The 15,510-nt window shown below is 68.5% G+C and carries 16 protein-coding genes; 3 read left to right on the forward strand and 13 right to left on the reverse strand.

All coding sequences use genetic code 11. The annotated features are described in order from the left end of the window. Window positions 1–6: 6 nt before the first annotated feature. Window positions 7–612: an HD domain-containing protein gene (locus AC1DBQ_RS02560; protein ID WP_476926998.1), complete on the forward strand. Its 606-nt coding sequence runs from the start codon at window positions 7–9 to the stop codon at window positions 610–612. Here AC1DBQ_RS02560 and AC1DBQ_RS02565 read toward each other — a convergent pair. The 10 genes from AC1DBQ_RS02565 to AC1DBQ_RS02610 all read right to left on the reverse strand — a co-directional run bounded on the left by AC1DBQ_RS02565 (window position 609) and on the right by AC1DBQ_RS02610 (window position 11,832). Further along, window positions 609–2,147, reverse strand: a complete 1,539-nt coding sequence (locus AC1DBQ_RS02565) for a carboxylesterase/lipase family protein (RefSeq protein WP_476926999.1) — start codon at window positions 2,145–2,147, stop codon at window positions 609–611. The genes AC1DBQ_RS02560 and AC1DBQ_RS02565 overlap by 4 nt on opposite strands. A gap of 103 nt (window positions 2,148–2,250) precedes the next feature. Beyond that, window positions 2,251–3,567 carry an ATP-binding protein gene (locus AC1DBQ_RS02570; protein WP_476927000.1) on the reverse strand — a complete coding sequence of 439 codons (1,317 nt, stop codon included), beginning with the start codon at window positions 3,565–3,567 and terminating at the stop codon, window positions 2,251–2,253. 194 nt (window positions 3,568–3,761) lie between these two features. Beyond that, a complete protein-coding gene (locus AC1DBQ_RS02575) occupies window positions 3,762–5,342 on the reverse strand; it encodes an amino acid permease (protein WP_476927001.1) in 1,581 nt (526 codons plus the stop codon). Window positions 5,343–5,369: 27 nt separating this feature from the next. Continuing rightward, entirely contained in the window at window positions 5,370–6,785 is a 1,416-nt protein-coding gene (locus AC1DBQ_RS02580) for an aspartate ammonia-lyase (protein WP_476927002.1), read from the reverse strand. 8 nt (window positions 6,786–6,793) lie between these two features. Then, on the reverse strand, window positions 6,794–7,846 hold the full coding sequence (locus AC1DBQ_RS02585) for an asparaginase (RefSeq protein ID WP_476927003.1): 1,053 nt from the start codon (window positions 7,844–7,846) through the stop codon (window positions 6,794–6,796). Window positions 7,847–7,922: 76 nt separating this feature from the next. Further along, a complete protein-coding gene (locus AC1DBQ_RS02590) occupies window positions 7,923–8,618 on the reverse strand; it encodes a FadR/GntR family transcriptional regulator (protein ID WP_476927004.1) in 696 nt (231 codons plus the stop codon). A 137-nt stretch (window positions 8,619–8,755) separates the two neighbouring features. Continuing rightward, window positions 8,756–9,364, reverse strand: coding sequence for a DUF305 domain-containing protein (locus AC1DBQ_RS02595; protein ID WP_476927005.1), 609 nt, complete (start codon window positions 9,362–9,364; stop codon window positions 8,756–8,758). 123 nt (window positions 9,365–9,487) lie between these two features. Further along, window positions 9,488–9,970, reverse strand: coding sequence for a hypothetical protein (locus AC1DBQ_RS02600; RefSeq protein WP_476927006.1), 483 nt, complete (start codon window positions 9,968–9,970; stop codon window positions 9,488–9,490). A 131-nt stretch (window positions 9,971–10,101) separates the two neighbouring features. Beyond that, window positions 10,102–11,058 carry an L-lactate dehydrogenase gene (locus tag AC1DBQ_RS02605; RefSeq protein WP_476927007.1) on the reverse strand — a complete coding sequence of 319 codons (957 nt, stop codon included), beginning with the start codon at window positions 11,056–11,058 and terminating at the stop codon, window positions 10,102–10,104. A gap of 15 nt (window positions 11,059–11,073) precedes the next feature. Continuing rightward, complete coding sequence (locus tag AC1DBQ_RS02610; protein ID WP_476927008.1) at window positions 11,074–11,832, reverse strand: SDR family oxidoreductase; 759 nt, start codon at window positions 11,830–11,832, stop codon at window positions 11,074–11,076. A gap of 260 nt (window positions 11,833–12,092) precedes the next feature. Here AC1DBQ_RS02610 and AC1DBQ_RS02615 point away from each other — a divergent pair, with 260 nt between their 5' ends. Next, window positions 12,093–12,395, forward strand: a complete 303-nt coding sequence (locus AC1DBQ_RS02615; protein ID WP_476927009.1) for a type II toxin-antitoxin system Y4mF family antitoxin — start codon at window positions 12,093–12,095, stop codon at window positions 12,393–12,395. Continuing rightward, window positions 12,392–13,636: a type II toxin-antitoxin system HipA family toxin gene (locus AC1DBQ_RS02620; RefSeq protein ID WP_476927010.1), complete on the forward strand. Its 1,245-nt coding sequence runs from the start codon at window positions 12,392–12,394 to the stop codon at window positions 13,634–13,636. The genes AC1DBQ_RS02615 and AC1DBQ_RS02620 overlap by 4 nt, the downstream gene beginning before the upstream one ends. Before the next feature lie 10 nt (window positions 13,637–13,646). Here the strand turns inward: AC1DBQ_RS02620 and AC1DBQ_RS02625 are convergent, their stop codons facing one another. The 3 genes from AC1DBQ_RS02625 to AC1DBQ_RS02635 form a co-directional block, all read right to left on the reverse strand. Beyond that, a complete protein-coding gene (locus AC1DBQ_RS02625) occupies window positions 13,647–14,264 on the reverse strand; it encodes a uracil-DNA glycosylase family protein (protein WP_476927011.1) in 618 nt (205 codons plus the stop codon). Window positions 14,265–14,465: 201 nt separating this feature from the next. Then, window positions 14,466–14,645, reverse strand: coding sequence for a type II toxin-antitoxin system YoeB family toxin (locus tag AC1DBQ_RS02630; RefSeq protein WP_476927012.1), 180 nt, complete (start codon window positions 14,643–14,645; stop codon window positions 14,466–14,468). A 158-nt stretch (window positions 14,646–14,803) separates the two neighbouring features. Next, window positions 14,804–15,510, reverse strand: a 707-nt coding sequence (locus AC1DBQ_RS02635) for an HNH endonuclease (RefSeq protein WP_476927013.1), incomplete at its 5' end; no start/stop codon positions are given.

The raw sequence follows: 15,510 nt of genomic DNA on the forward strand, positions 1-15,510 counted from the left end.
GGATCCATGACCGAGCCCGCACACCCCCAGCCCCGCTTCACCGTTGAGACAGCCAAGGTCCTGGCCGAGGTGGCCCACAACCGGCAGAAGGACAAGCTCAAGCGGCCGTACCGCGAGCACGTGCTCGCCGTCGGGGATGCGCTGGCGGACTTCGACGAAGACATCCAGATCGCCGGGTACCTCCACGACATTGCCGAGGACACCCCGATGACCCGGCAGGCCCTCCTGGACATGGGGGTTTCCGAGCGGGCCGCCGACATTATTGAGCGCGTCACGAAGCGCTTGCACGAGAACCCGGACGACTACCAGGCGGGCATCCGTTACATCGCCGAAGACCACGACGCCACCCTGGTCAAGATTGCCGACAACGCACACAATTCGCTGCCCGAGCGCGTCAAGGCGCTTGCGGAGAAGTGGCCGGACAAGCCGCCGGTCACACGCTACGACGAGGCCCGCCCGGTGCTCTACGCCGCGGTCCCCGTGGAGGAGACCCGCAAGATCCTGGCCCTGATCAACCCGTGGCTGCTCCAGGAACTGGACGACATGCTCGACGAGGCGGACGACACCGACTACGAGAACCTGGCCTACGACAACCCGGACGCCGTCGTCTAGCGGATTCCCTCCCACAGGGAGCGTTCCCAGGACCGGGGGTCGTTCACCACACTCGGGGCGACGTCGAAGCGCATGGTGGCTCTGCGGGCGGGTTCGTACCCCGGCCAGCCGGGGTCCCCGGTGGCGGCGAAAGACACCCAGGCGGCGTGCAGGGAGTCCGCCAGTGCCTGCGGCGGGTTGTCGCCCAGAAGCGGCCCGAACAGCCGGGCCGTCGTGTCCAGGTTGTCAAAGACGAACGGCACTTCCAACGCGTGGACCGCGCCGAGGCCCGGTGCTGCCCACGCGAACTCGTACATGTAGGTGCCCGCTCCGGTACCCTGCGCCGCCTCGGCGTGGGCCTCGGCCAAGCGGATGGCCGGCATCCGCACCCACCAGTCAGTCTGCACCGCGGCAAGAAGGTCGCCGGGGCCGGCGTCGGGGTAGTGGGCCCGATACGTTTCGAGCCCAGCCTGGGCCGGGAGGCCGTACGCGGCGGGCGGCGGGAAGCCCTCGATGCTGTCCGTGCCGCTCAGGCTCTCTTCCGTAACCCTGGGGAGCACGCCGGTGATGGCCAGGAACAGTTTCCAGTCCTCGGTGTTKGTGCCGACGATCACGTCGACGTGCGCGCTGGCCCCGGCGGCAATCCGGTCAATGGGACGGCGCGGAATGACCTCGCCGTCGATCACCGGCTGCCAGGGCATCAGGCTCGCCACGACGTCGCGGCCCCAKCGCTCGGGATCCGGATGCGCCAGCAGCTCGGCCTTCAGTTCCGCCTGCGCMGCGAGGAACCGCTCGACCGGAACCGCCGCCATAGCCTCGCGGGTCTGCGCCACGCCCAGCTTCACGGCAAGGGACCGGCCGATCCGTTCCGCGGCCGGTTCGGGGATCACGTGGTGGGCTGCCCCGCTCTGCAGGATGGCCCGCCGGAACAAACCCTCGGCCCGGGGCATGGACAGCAGGATGCCGATGCTCATCGCGCCGGCGGACTCGCCAAAGACGGTGACGTTTCCGGGGTCGCCGCMGAAGTCCGCGATATTGTCCCGGACCCACTCCAGGGCCGCGACCTGATCAAGCAGGCCCACGTTGGCGTGCCCGTCGCCGAGGTAGAGAAAGCCGTCGGCGCCCACTCTCCAGTTGATCACGGCGCACACGACGCCGTCCCGGGCGAAGTTCCGGCCGTCGTACGCCGCCGTCGAGCCGACCTCGAAGGCGCCGCCCTGGATCCAAACCATTACCGGGAGTCCGGGCCCCCCTGCGCCTGACGTCCCTGCGGCCGCCCTTGCAGCGGGCGTCCAGATGTTGAGGTTCAGGCAGTCTTCCCCGGTCAGCCCGGTGTCCCAGTCGGTGCCCGCACCCAGGGGCGGAGCAACCTGGGGAGGGGACGCCCCGAAGTGCGTGGCATCCCGCACGCCGGTCCACGGCTCAACCGGTTGCGGCGGCCGGAGCCGGTTCGCCCCGGACGGCGGCGCTGCGTAGGGAACGCCCAGGAACGACGCGACKCCGTCGGCTTCCGTGCCCCGCAGCGTGCCGTTGTGGGTGGTGACGACAGCGTCCATGGCCATAACCGCCACTCTGGCAGGTCCCGGGTGCGCCGGAAAGGGCCGAAGGTCACCGGCTGGACAGCTGCGGCCCTGATCACGCTCCCACCTCGTTGCTTGGCTACACCCGGCCCAGGGCCTCGATGTCCTCAAGAAAGTCCTGGTGCACCAAGTCGCTGACCGTCGTCCGGGTGTCCCGGATGGCATCGAGATAGTCCTGGGTGGAAGGGCCCTTGCGGACGGCCGCACGGGAGGCGGGATCGCCCCCGGACGCCGCCCCGCCGTCGTCGTACACCGCTTTTTCCAGCGCCCGCTGGGAGGCGCTGCGGGCCGCGTACTCGATGTCCGCGGGGGAGAAGCCCTCGGTGCGGTCCACGAGGAGCTCGACGTCGACGTCGTCCACCACGGCGGCGGGGATAAAGCGCTGCCACATCGCCTCGCGGGCCTGCCGGTCCGGCAGGCCGATCGGGATGACGTAATCGAACCGGCCGTGCMGCAGGAACGCCGAATCCAGGKCGCGGATGAAATTGGTGGCGCAGACCAGGATGCGGCCGGGCTGTTCGCGGAAGGCTGGGATGATCTTGAGGAGCTCGTTGGTCACGCCCTGCAGGGGAGAGGGCGGTTCGCCCGAGCGCTGCGAGGCGATTTCCTCGACCTCGTCGATGAAAACCACCGCGTGCTCGAGTTCGGCGATCTCCAGGAACGTTTCGCGCAGCGCGCCGGCCAGGCCCTGCGGATCGGCGGCCAGCCGGGAGGGGAAGACCTCCACGAAGGGCCATTCGAGACGGGACGCGATCGCCTTGGCGAACGTCGTMTTGCCGGTGCCGGGCGGACCGAAGAGGACGACGGCGCGCGGGGGAACCACGCCGTATTCGTCGGCGAGGTCGGCCTCGGCGAGGGGCAGGACCAGCCGGCGTTCGAGCAGTTCCTTTTCGCGGCGCATGCCGGCCACGTTCTCCCACAGGTCGCGGGCCAGGATGCGGCCGCCAAGCTGGCTGAGGGGTTCCAGCTCCTGGCGCTGGACCGGGATCTTCCGCTCAAAGTAGCGCAGGTTCTTCTTCAACACAAAGCCGCGGCCCAGGAATGCCTCCACCCGGGTTTCGGATTCCGGCATGAGCGCGGAGAGCTTGTTCAGCCCGTGCGGGGCCATCCGGTTCTCGACGGCGGCCAGCAGCGAGGTCCCGATCCCGCGGCCCCGGAACTCGGGCAGCGTCGCCAGGAAAACGATCCAGCCCTGGTCATGGGCGGCACGTCCGACGGCGGCGCCCACCACCTGCTCGCCCTGCACCGCCACGACGGCATGGTCCTTTTCGCACGAGGCCAGAACCTCGGAGAGCGCGTAGACGGGCTCCACATTCGATTCCTTGAGGGATTCCCAAAGGTGCAGGATGCCGTCAAGATCTGCCGAGTGGAAGTCCCTGATCCGCCAGTTGGTCATGAAGTGTCTCCCGGATGGTTCGTCGCTGAGCCGGTGGGCGCCAGTGTGAGCTGGTCTGCTGAGCATATGCGAACCGCCTCGATCAGAGGTTGCGGGGGCGTTGCATTACGCCGCCAAACCTAGAACTGGCTCGCAGCTGTTGCCGTTCTGAGGTTCAAAACGACAACAACTGCGAGCCAGACGCGCGGGAGATGCTAATTGCCGCCCGGCGACCCCGGGCCAGGCCGGTTGGCCACGAGCGGGTACGGGCCGGTGAAGCCGTCGCGGACGGCGGCGATTTCCATGATGCGGTGCCGGCAGAGGCGCCAGCCGAGCATCAGGAGCGGGATGATGACGACGAGGGACGCGATGGTCCACGTTCCCACTGGCGAGTCGAACGCCATGAGGACCAGCACCGCCAGGAGGAAGGCCAAGGTGATCCAGCCTGTGACGGGGGCGCCGGGCATCCGGAAGGAAGGCCGGAGCAGTTCCCCGCGGGCCGCGAGCCGGGCCAGCTGCATCTGGCACAGCACGATCATGGCCCACGTGCTGATGATGCCCAGCGACGCGACGTTCAGGACGATCTCGAAGGCCTCGGCGGGGACCACGGCGTTCAGGACGACGCCCAGGACGKCCACGCCGGCGGTCAGGGCGATGCCGCCGTAGGGKACACCGGACTTGTTCATCCGGGCGGCGAACTTCGGCGCGGAACCCGACACGGACATGGAGCGCATGATCCGGCCGGTGGAGTAGAGTCCGGCGTTGAGTGAGGAAAGCGCCGCGGTAAGGACCACGAGGTTCATGATGGCGTCCACGCCGTCCACGCCGATGGAACCGAAGAACGTCACGAACGGACTTTCGCCGGCCTTGTAGGAGCTGTAGGGCAGCAGCAGCGAGAGCAGGACGAGCGAGCCGACGTAGAACACCGCGATGCGCACGATCACCGTGTTGATGGCCCGCGGCATGATCTTTTCCGGGTTTTCCGTCTCGCCCGCGGCGGTGCCGATCAGCTCGATCGAGGCGTAGGCGAACACGACGCCCTGCATCACCACGACTGCCGGCAACAGGCCGTTGGGGAATAGGCCGCCATTGTCCGCGATCAGGCTGAAACCGACCTCGTGGCCGCCGACGGGCGTGCCGAAGATGACGAAGTAGATGCCCACGAGCAGGAAGGACACCAGCGCCACCACCTTGATGAGCGCGAACCAGAATTCGAGTTCGCCRAACACCTTGACGCTGATGAGGTTCAGGGCCAGGACCAGGATCAAGGCGGCCAGGGCCCAGACCCACTGCGGCACGTCCGCGATGGGGGCCCAGTACTTCTTGAAGAAGTTCATGTAGAGCGCGACGGCGGTGATGTCCACGATCGCGGTCATGGCCCAGTTCAGCCAGTACAGCCAGCCGGTGACGAATGCGGCCTTTTCCCCGAAGAATTCGCGGGCGTAGGACACGAACGAGCCCGACGACGGCCGGTGCATCACGAGTTCGCCGAGGGCGCGCAGGATCATGAAGGCGAAGAAGCCGCAGACGGCGTAGCTGATGATCAGGGCCGGTCCGGCAGTGGCGAGACGGCCCCCGGCGCCCATGAACAGGCCCGTGCCGATGGCGCCGCCGATCGCGATCATCTGGACCTGCCGGGGTTTCAGGCTCTTGTGGTAGCCCTGGTCCTCGGCGTGGAGCGCGGCCTCGGTGGCGTGGGCATGCGCCGGAATGGTGTGGTCGGTGACGGCAGGCCGCTGATTGGCGGGCTGTTGGTCCTGCTGTTTTTGGGCGCGGGCAGTGTCGGGATAAGTCATGGGGGTCCTTCGGGGTTCGGAAGTACGCTACTTGCTCAGGTTGGCCAGGCGCTGCGGGCTGAGGAGCTCGGTAAGCTGCTCCGCGGTCAGGAGCCCGTGTTCGAGGACGAGCTCCGCGACGCCCTTGCCGGTGGCGAGGGCCTCCTGCGCGATGGCCGTGGCTGTGGCGTAGCCCAGGTGCGGGTTGAGGGCGGTGACGAGGCCGATTGACTGTTCCACCGTGAGGCGGAGCCGCTCGGTGTTGGCGGTGATGCCCGGGACGCAGCGGGCCGTGAGGGTGCGGCAGGCGGCTTCCAGGTGGGAGATGCTMTTGTGGAGGCTGTGGACAATGATCGGTTCGAAGGCGTTGAGCTGGAGCTGGCCGGCCTCGGCGGCCATGGTGATGGTGACGTCGTTGCCGATGACCTCGTAGGCCACCTGGCTGACCACTTCCGGGATGACCGGGTTGATCTTGCCGGGCATGATCGAGGAGCCGGACTGCACGGCGGGCAGGTTGATTTCGCCAAGCCCGGCGCGCGGGCCGGAGGAGAGCAGCCGGAGGTCGTTGCAGATCTTGGAGAGTTTCACGGCGACCCGCTTCAGCACGCCGGAGAGGTGCACGAAGGCGCCKACGTCCTGGGTGGCCTCGATCAGGTCCACGGCCGTGACGAGCGGAAGGCCCGTGATGTCGGCCAGGTGCCGGCAGGCGGCCGCGGCGTACCCGGCCGGGGCGTTCAGGCCGGTGCCGATCGCCGTGGCACCGAGATTGATTTCGTGGATCAGCAGGTCGGCTTCGGCCAGGCGGAGCCGGTCCTCCCCGATCGTGACGGCGTAGGTGCCGAATTCCTGGCCGAGTGTCATGGGGACGGCGTCCTGCAGCTGGGTGCGGCCCATCTTCACCACGGTGCGGAATTCAAGGGCCTTGGCGGCGAAGGCGTCCTCGAGCTCGGTGAGCGCTTCCAGCAGTTCCCGGGCGGCKAAGATCGTGCCGAGCTTGACCGCCGTGGGATAGACATCGTTGGTGGACTGGCTGAGGTTGACGTGGTCGTTGGGGTGCAGCCGTGCGTAGTCGCCCTTGGGGTGGCCGAGGATTTCCAGGGCCCGGTTGGCGATCACCTCGTTGGCGTTCATGTTCGACGACGTCCCGGCACCGCCCTGGATGACGTCCACGACGAACTGCTCGCTGAGCTTGCCGTTCATGACGTCGGCGCAGGCATCCTCGATGGCCCGGGCGCGCTCGGCGTCGAGCAGCCCGAGCTCGTGGTTGGTGCGGGCGGCGGCCAGTTTCACGGCAGCCAGCCCGCGGACCAGGTACATGTTGGAGGACAGCGGCTGGCCGGTGATGGGGAAGTTCTCCACGGCCCGGAGGGTATGGACACCCCAGTAGGCGTCGGCGGGAACATCCCGGTCGCCCAGGAGGTCGTGTTCGGAGCGGAAATCCGGGCGTTCGTCGATCGAGGTCATGGCGGTCCTTACTGGGCGTCGGCGGCGTGGGAGGTTTCGGGAGCGGCGAGGAAATCGGCGGCCTGCAGGAGCCCGACGGGCCGCCCGCCGCCCAGCACAGGGGCCGCCGCGAGGTGCCCCAGGAACGAGGTGTCGACGTCGAGCGCCGCCAGGATCCGCACGGTGACGGGCATCCGGGCGCGGTCCCCGCCGTCGGAGATCTTCACGGCGACGGCGCGGCCGTCCGGGAGGCCCACCAGCTGGACACCCTCGAAGCCGTMCTTGGCCAGCAGGMCGGGGACCAGGCGCATCAGCGCGGTGACGTCCCGGTCCTCGCCCGCAACCATCTCGGGGTGGCGGCGCATGGCGCGTGCGACGGCGGCTTCCGTGCTGTCTCCGGATGCGCCGGGGCCGCCTGCCGCGGCCAGCCGGCCGAACGCGCGGGCCATGCCGCGCAGGGTGAGCGCGAAGAGCGGGGTGCCGCAGCCGTCAGTGGAGGTACGCTCCGGATCCTCGCCGGTCAGCTCCGCCACGGTCCGGGCCACGAGCTGCTGCAGCGGGTGTTCCGGGTCCAGGTAGCCGCGGACCGGCCAGCCGTTGATGACGCAGGTGGCGGCCATCGCTGCGTGCTTTCCGGAGCAGTTCTGGGCCAGCTGGGTGGCCTTTCCGCCGTCGGCGAGCCACTCCTCGCGCTCGCGGGCGCCGTAGGGGAGGTCTGTGCTGTTCTCGAGGTCCTCCGGGGTCAGCCCGTGCAGGTCCAGGATGCGCCGCGCACCGTCGCGGTGGGCGGCGGCTCCGGAATGGCTGGCGGCTGCGAGGGCCAGGAGTTCGTCCGGGAGGTCCAGCCCGACGCGGACCATGGCCACGGCCTGCAGCGGCTTCAGGGCCGAGCGCGGGTAGAACGGGGCGAGGGGCTCGCCGGCGGCCAGGAGGGTCCGGCCGTCCGCCGCCGTGGCGATCGCGGAGCCGTAGTGGACGCTCTCGACCAGGCCGTCGCGGGCCTGGACCGCAAGCGCGGCGTGCTGCGGGAGCCGCTCCGGGGCCAGCGGGGTCGGGAAGTGCGCGAGGGCAGGAGAAATCATTGCGTCCTTTGGCAGTGGAGTTGTTGGTATCTGGTCGGGTGCCGGCGCAGGTGTCCGGCGCCTGCCGTGCCTTCTGTTAGGAGTTGAGGATTGAGTCGAGGGCAACGCCAACGGCATGGAGGTGCTGGCTCATGGCGATGCGCGMCGTCGCCGCGTCGCCAGCTTCGATGGCGGCCAGGATGCGCCGGTGTTCGTCGTCGGACGCGTGCTGGCGGTCCGCCACCATGTTCAGGGTCTCGGACTGGTAAGCGAGGGCCTCGCGGATGTCCGCGACGACGTTTTCGAACACCTTGTTGCGGCTGGCCCGTGCGATCAACGCGTGGAAGCTGGAGTCCAGGCCCACCCATACTTCGGGATCGTCCTCGGCGGTCATCGCAGCGACGATGTCCCGCATGGTGTCCAGTTCCTCGGGCGATCKTCGTTCCGCGGCCAGCCCGGCGGCAGGAACCTCGATATGGGGACGCGCCTCGGTGAGGTCGCGTGCCGAGTACTGGCCCAGGACCAGGTCCTTTGCCACGTGGTTGGCGACGACGAACGTGCCACGTCCGGTCCTGGTGACGGTCAGGCCCAGGGCGGTGCAGGAGCGCAGGGCTTCGCGCACCACTGAGCGGCTCACCCCGTACTGCTGGGCGAGCGTTGCCTCGGAGCTCAGCTTGGCGCCGACGCCGAGCTTGCCGGATTCGATGTCGGAGCGGAGGACGTTGAATACCGCTTCGGCCGCGCTGAGGCGGGCGAGGGGCTKTCCTGCTGTCCGGCTGTCTGACAGGTTCACGCTTTAAAATATGACAGGGGTCACACCTGGTGTCAACTGTGACGGCGGCCCGGGGGCCGGATGACGGCAGCCCGAGGGCCCGGATGCCAGGGGCCCTCGGGCTGCCGTCACGGTTGGTGCTCTGGTGCCGGCGGCGTCTACAGCGCGGCGAGCAGTGCCTTCATCTCGGCGATTTCTGCGGTCTGGGCGGCCGCGATGTCCTTGCCCCGCTGGACGGCCTCGGCGCTCTTGCCGCTGCGGACCTCGGCGTTTGCCATCTCCACGGCGCCCTCGTGGTGAGCGATCATCTGGGTCAGGAAGAGCTTCGCGGCCTCGGTGCCCTGGGCGGCGTCGAGTTCCTTGAGGTCGTCCTCGCCCATCATGCCGGACATGGAGTGGCCGCCGGCCGTCTGCGTGGATTCGTTCCAGGCCTTGAGCCATCCGGTCATTCTCTCGATCTCCGGGCCTTGGGCGGCCTTGATCTTCTCGGCCAGAGCCGTGATTTGTGCGTCCATGCCCTGCTTCTGCAGCATCATCTCGCTCATTTCGACGGCTTGTGCATGGTGGGGGATCATGCCCTGGGCAAAGAGCATGTCGGTGCCGTTGTGGGTGGCGCCGGCAGTGGCCGGCGCGGAGCTCGCAGGCATGCTGCCGCTGCCCATTCCGGACATCGTGCTGCCGGAACTCGAGCCGGAGCCGGTGGAGCAACCGGCCAGGGCGATAACGGCGGTAAGGGCKGCAGCGGAAATGGTGAGGGTCTTCTTCATGTCAGATTTGTCCTTTTGAAAATCCGGCAGGGAACGCCGGCGTCGGGCGGGCTGCGGCGCAGGAGGGCGGCGCGCCCCGATGGCATGCAGAGGCGCCGGAAAATCAACGGCGCGGGCCCGGGTTTACGTTCGGCTAATGGACAGATCGTTGGGCGTGGGTGAGCCGGGGATGTGGGCCGAGAGCGTCCACTGGACCGCAGCACCTGTCGCCCAGGGTTGGGATCGCACCACCGTGGTGCCCGGTGGCGGCACGCTCAGCGAGGCGCCGGACACAKAGGGAGTGCAGTCCACATGGGCGGCCGGCTTCTCGGCGCAGCCACCCTGGCACGTGCACGACGCCGGCATCGGCGTGCCGCCGACTGTCACCGTCGTAGCGAAGACGGGAGGGGCCGCAGGAGCTGCCGCGGCGGGCGAGTGCCCGGTTTGGGCCCTGGCGGCGGGCATGACGCTGGCAGCGTTTGCCGGGTGGGCCGTTTGGCCGTGCGTGCCGTGGAGGCCGGCAAGGATGTGCATGCCAAGGAAGCCGGCTATGACGGCGAGGATGCCGGCCAGCAGGGCTGCGCGGCGGAGGACCGACGCGGCACCGGCTGCGGGGGCAGTGGCCATGGCGATCCTCCTGGCTGGGTCGTTGGGCTGCCTTCCCGTTTCACGGCGTTCTCGTGACCCGGAGGCACTTTCAGGGTACCCGGGTTCAACGCCCGGCTGCGGAACGATGTTCCCGCCGGTAGGCTGCCACTTCAGATCCCGAGCGTCGCCAGGCTCTGCTGCAGCGTTTCTGCCGAGTGGTGGAGGGAGGCGAGTTCGCCGTCGTCCATGGGGGTGTCCAGCACCTTCAGGACGCCGCCGTGCCCGACGATGCTGGGCAGCGAGAGCGCCACGCCGGAGATTCCGTACTGGCCGTCCAGCAGCGTGGAAACCGGAAGGACCGCGTTTTCGGCGCGCAGCAGGGCCTCGACGATGCGTGCACCGGACAGCCCGATGGCGTAGTTGGTGGCGCCCTTGCCGGCGATCACCTTGTACGCGGCCTGTGTCACCTCGCGGGCGGTCTCGGCCAGGAGTTCGGAGKAGAAAATCCGTTGGCCATCGACGGTCCAGTTGCGGATGGGAACCGGGCCAATCGTGGCGCCGGACCAGATGGGGAACTCCGTGTCACCGTGCTCGCCCACCATGCTGGCGTGGACGCTGGTGAGCGAGACTCCTGCGCGTTCGGCCAGCAGCCAGCGGAGCCGGGAGGTATCCAGCACCGTGCCGGAGGAGAAGATGCGCGACGTCGGCAGGCCGGAGATCTTCTGCGCGGCGACTGTCAGGACGTCGCAGGGGTTCGTGACGAGTACATAGACGGCGTCCGGGGCATGCTCCAGCAGCCGGGGCATGAGGTCCTCGAGGATCCKGACATTCGTGCCGGCCAGGTCAAGGCGCGTCTGGCCCGGGGCCTGTTTGGCGCCCGCCGTCACAACCACGACGTCGGCGCCCTCCGTGGCGGAGATGTCGCCGCCGCCCGTGACAGTCGCCGCCGCGGCGGCGAACTGCGTCCCGTGGGCCAGGTCCAGCACCTCGGCCTCGGCCTTGGTGGCGTTGACGTCGAACAAGGCGACGTGGCTGGCCGAGCCGCGGATCAGGGCCGCATAAGCGAGGGAGGTGCCGACGCTTCCGGCACCGACCACCGCCAGTTTTGAACCACTCTTCCCGGACATGGTGCCCCTTTCGGGCTAGTTCTCCGGCGCATCGGCCGGGTTGGCCGCGACCGACCCCGCGGTTTCGCCGCCGTCGATCACGAATTCGGCCCCGGTGACGAAGGAGGATTCGTCCGCGGCGAGGTAGACGGCGAGGTCCGCGACTTCCGTCGGCTGGCCGACCCGGTGCAGCGGGACGTGGCCGGTGTCGAAGGTCATGCCCTCCGTCATGGGTGTCTGGATGACCCCCGGGTGCACGGAATTGACKCGAATGCCCAGGCCGCCGAGGTCCAGGGCGGCGCTTTTGGTCAGGCCGCGGACCCCGAACTTTGACGCCGTGTACCCGGCGAGCTGTTCGTATCCGCGCAGTCCGGCGATCGATGAGACGTTGATGATGGCGGCGGGACTGGAGCGGGCCAGGGCCGGGGCGGCGGCCTTGATGCCATTGAAGACGCCGGTGAGGTTCACGTCGATGATCCGGGCCCACTGCTCGTGCGGATAGTCGTCGATCCGGCCGAAGTTCACTATTCCGGCGTTGTTGACCAGGATGCTGAGCCCGCCAAAGGCGCCGACGGCCTCGCCCACGGCCTGCTCCCAGTCCGCAGGCTTAGTCACGTCCAGGTGCACGTACCGGGCGCCGTCGCCCAGCCGGGCAGCCAGCGCAGCGCCCTCCTCGTCCAGGACATCGCCGACCACCACCTTGGCCCMTTCCTCCAGCATCCGGGTCGCCATGGCGCCTCCGATGCCGCGGGCGCCGCCGCTGATCAATGCCACTTTGCCGTCCAGCCGTCCCATGGCTTGTCCTTCCGCGCCGCTCCGCGTTCGTGCACGGGCAGGCCGCCCGCCCTTGTCCAGCATCTCGTCGGGCCCCCGGCGGGGGCAGGGCCGTTGGACCCTAAGGGCGTGAGCATCTACCGCGCCACCGGTACGAACGTACCGAAATTGCTCTGTACGGGCTCGCCCGGCCGTCCTACACTGGGATTGCGGGGAAAACGGCACGTTCGTACCTATGAAGGCGGCCGATCGGGCGCATCGGGATTAACAGGGAGGCGGTCATGGCGAAGTCCTTTCCGGACCAGCTCGCTGCAGAGGTCCGCGTGCGGCGCGCCTCGCTCCGGCTGGGGCAGCGTGAATTGGCCGAACTGGCCGGAGTCTCCGAACGCTTCGTCCGGTTCGTCGAACAGGGCAAACGCACGGTGCAGCTGGATTCCCTGCTGGCGCTCCTGGACACGCTGGGGCTGGAACTCCGGGTGCAGACACGGACCAGCGCAGCCGCCCGCGCACTCGCCGGGCAGCGGGCCCACGGGGAACTGCGGGCACCCGGGGAACCGGATCACGGTATGGACGCCCGGCCATGAGGCACCGCATCGCCGACGTCTACAAGGCCGGCGTGCTGGCGGCCCGGCTGGAACGGCACGACGGGGGCACCAGGTTCAATTACCTGCCGGCGTACCTGGCGTCCGGGGCACCCGCCGTCGCGAGCTCCCTGCCGCTGACGGCGGACCCTGTGCTGTCGGCGGCGGGCGCGGCCCCGCCGTATTTCACCGGGCTTCTGCCGGAGGGCCGGCGGTTGAATGCCCTGCGCCGGTCCGTCAAGACCAGTGTGGACGATGATCTGTCGCTGCTCATCGCGGCCGGAGCCAATCCGGTGGGTGACGTGCAAATCGTGGGCCACGGGGAGAAGCTGGATCCGGACGAACACGCCGTCGAGCTTGAACTCGGAACGCCCGTGGATTTCGATGCCCTGCTGGGCGACTCGGGCCTGATCGACCCGGTGGCGCTCGCCGGCGTCCAGGACAAGCTGTCTGCAGGGATGATCTCCATGCCGGTGGCCAGCGCCGGCCGGCGCTACATCCTCAAGCTCAACGCGCCCGAGTTCCCGCACGTCGTCGAGAACGAATACGTCATGTTCCGCTATGCGGCGCGGCTGCGGATCCCGCTGAGCCGGGTCCAGCTGATCCGCGACGTCGCCGGTCGGCCGGGGCTGCTTGTGGAGCGCTTCGACCGGGTGCCCCTCTCAACGGCTGCGGCGGGCGCGCCGTCGAATGCCGTGCAGCGGCTCGCCGTCGAGGACGGGGCCCAGGTGCTGGGGCTGTACCCGGCGGACAAGTACAACGTGGGTTACGGGCAGGTGTGCCATGCGCTGGCGGCGTACTGCGCGGCGCCGCTGCCGGCGCTGCGGAATCTGGCCCTCCAGGCGGCGTTCGCGTGGCTGACGGGCAACGGGGACCTGCACGCCAAAAATGTTTCCATGGTGCAGCAGCCGGGCGGCGAATGGTCCATAGCGCCGGTGTACGACATCCCCTCCACCGTGGTCTACGGCGACAAGACGCTCGCYCTGACCCTGGACGGCAAGCGGACGGGGATATCCCGGAAGCACTTCCTGGGCTGGGCCGCGGGGATGCGGCTGACGGAGCGGGCCGCCGTTCAGGCGCTGGAGCTGGCGCTGAAGGCCGCGGGCCCGCTGCTGGCGGACCTCCAAGCGGGTACGGCGTTCAGTTCCATGATGAACGACGACGGCACCTMGCCGTTTTCGGCGGCGGTCACCCGCGATTGGCTCAAGGAGCTCAAACACCGGCGCAGGCTGATGGAGGGGTGAAGTCCTGGCCTTAGAGGTGCTGGATGCCGGCCCGCTGCATGGCGTCCCGGTAGACCTCAACGTTCTTGGCCAGGAGCTCTTCCTGCTTGGCGGGGGAAACGGCGAAGGCGCGGCCGCCAAGCGCGGTGGCTTTGTAGATCTTGACGCCATGGTTCTTCAACGAGGAATGGTAGGTCTTCTCGAAGAGCGTCAGGAAGGAGTGGGCGTCGGCGCCGTGGGCAATGACGGCCGAGACGCGCTTGTTGATCTTCAGGAACTGGCGGAAGGGCCGGAGTCCGTCCGTCTTCTCCTGGACATTCAGGGCCGAGGCGGCGTCCGGATCGCGGACCCACGGGTAGGCGTTCCACGGCATTACGTAGCGGGGGTCCAGCTCTGCGGCCTCGTAGATGGAGGTGGCGCGGCGGGCCGTTTCGTMGTCGTTGAAGTGCGAGACAAAGCCCGACTCCGTGCCCTTGCCGGGGCTGATATGCAGGCTGACAATCCGGCATTCGTCCTCGTCATGGACGGGGTCGATGTAGGGGACCACGGATCCAGGCTTCTTTTCCATGAGCTCGTCGCACAGCTGCGTCACCGCGGCGATGTTCGGCTCCTGCAGCAGGGCCTTTTTTTCGTCCCAGTCAATCGTCACGATTTCTCCCTCAGCACTCGGCGTCCAGAATCAGGCGGCTTCCTCCACTCTACGCTTTCGCGGAAGAGCGTGTTTTTATGGCGGGGTCCAGAGGCTTTCTTCCCCTCGCCACGGTGGTGGGGCAGGCGTACGCTTAAAGCGCCTGCAGGTAACCACTTGATTAAGCCGGGTCATTCTGGACATGCAAATGTCCGAGCCGTCTCATAGCGAGATCGCGAAGGTACCTGCAGGCCTTGCGTGTTGCCGCCGCACGAGGCAGTGGGACAGTCCGTTCCCCTGGCTGAGGTTCAGTTTCCCGTAGACCAGCCGACGCTCGTCGGTGGTGCGCCGGGACCGGTAGCCGTAGAAGCCGTGTTTGAGCGGCTCCGGTCTTCCGATCACTCATTGGCGTTGCGCGCGATGTCCTTGATGAGTGTGTTAATCCGCTTGAGGATTTTGCGGTTCTTGGATTGCGGCCAAAAATGGTCTGTCGCCGGGGCCCGGGGGCTCAGATTGTTCTTGATCTCCTAGCCTCTTGTGACTGCAAACCCAGGAGGGTCTCAGGCCGCTGCCGCGGCCCGAGGCCTAGCTCGTTTTGGCGCCTTGGCGAGGTACCGGAGCTTGCGCCGGCGGAGCGGTGTCGCCGCCTTGGGATACGCAGTGCCCGGSAGSGGCGGGGCCGTGGACTGGTAGSTGTRGCCGGTSGGGGTGGTGAGCTGGATGGYGTGTCTGGGGCCGGGRCGGGGSTKGGCGTTCCAGCCGGGGGTTTCTTTGGTGTGGTTGCAGGCTTCGCAGAGTCCGGMGCCGTTGGTGCSCGTGGTGTSYCCGCCGTTATGCCAGGAGATGATGTGGTCCAGGTGCCGGATCGGGGCGTCGCAGTAGGGGGTGCGGCAGGTGTCGTCCCGGGTTTGGATGAAGCGGCGGAGTCCGGCGGGGAAGATCCGGGCGCGGGAGTCCATCCCGACGAGGTCCCCGGTGCCGGGGCGGGTGTAGAGGCGGCGGAGCCAGATTTTGAAGTCTCGTTCCCCGCCGGAAGTGCCTGCGCCCGTGTCTGTGAGTAGTTGCCGGGCCCAGGCGGCGGGGACGGTGCCGTAGCCGGGGAGCCTTGCGGGTTCGGAGTCGGCCTGGAAGAGGGTGCGGTCGGTMATGATGAGCTGGAGGTCGATGCCKGCGATCCCGCCGGGGGTGCCGGTGGTGCGTTCGACCAGGGTGTCGGCCATGGCCTGGCCGCGGGTGCGGGGGTCGCCCGTGGCGCGGAGGGTCTCGG

It is taken from the genome of Arthrobacter sp. 10T413_2 (genome assembly GCF_056394205.1).

Bases quoted from the DNA above. Each gene is read 5' to 3' on its own strand.
- AC1DBQ_RS02615 (WP_476927009.1), top strand. From the start codon at position 12,093: ATGGCGAAGTCCTTTCCGGACCAGCTCGCTGCAGAGGTCCGCGTGCGG.
- AC1DBQ_RS02560 (WP_476926998.1), top strand. From the start codon at position 7: ATGACCGAGCCCGCACACCCCCAGCCCCGCTTCACCGTTGAGACAGCC.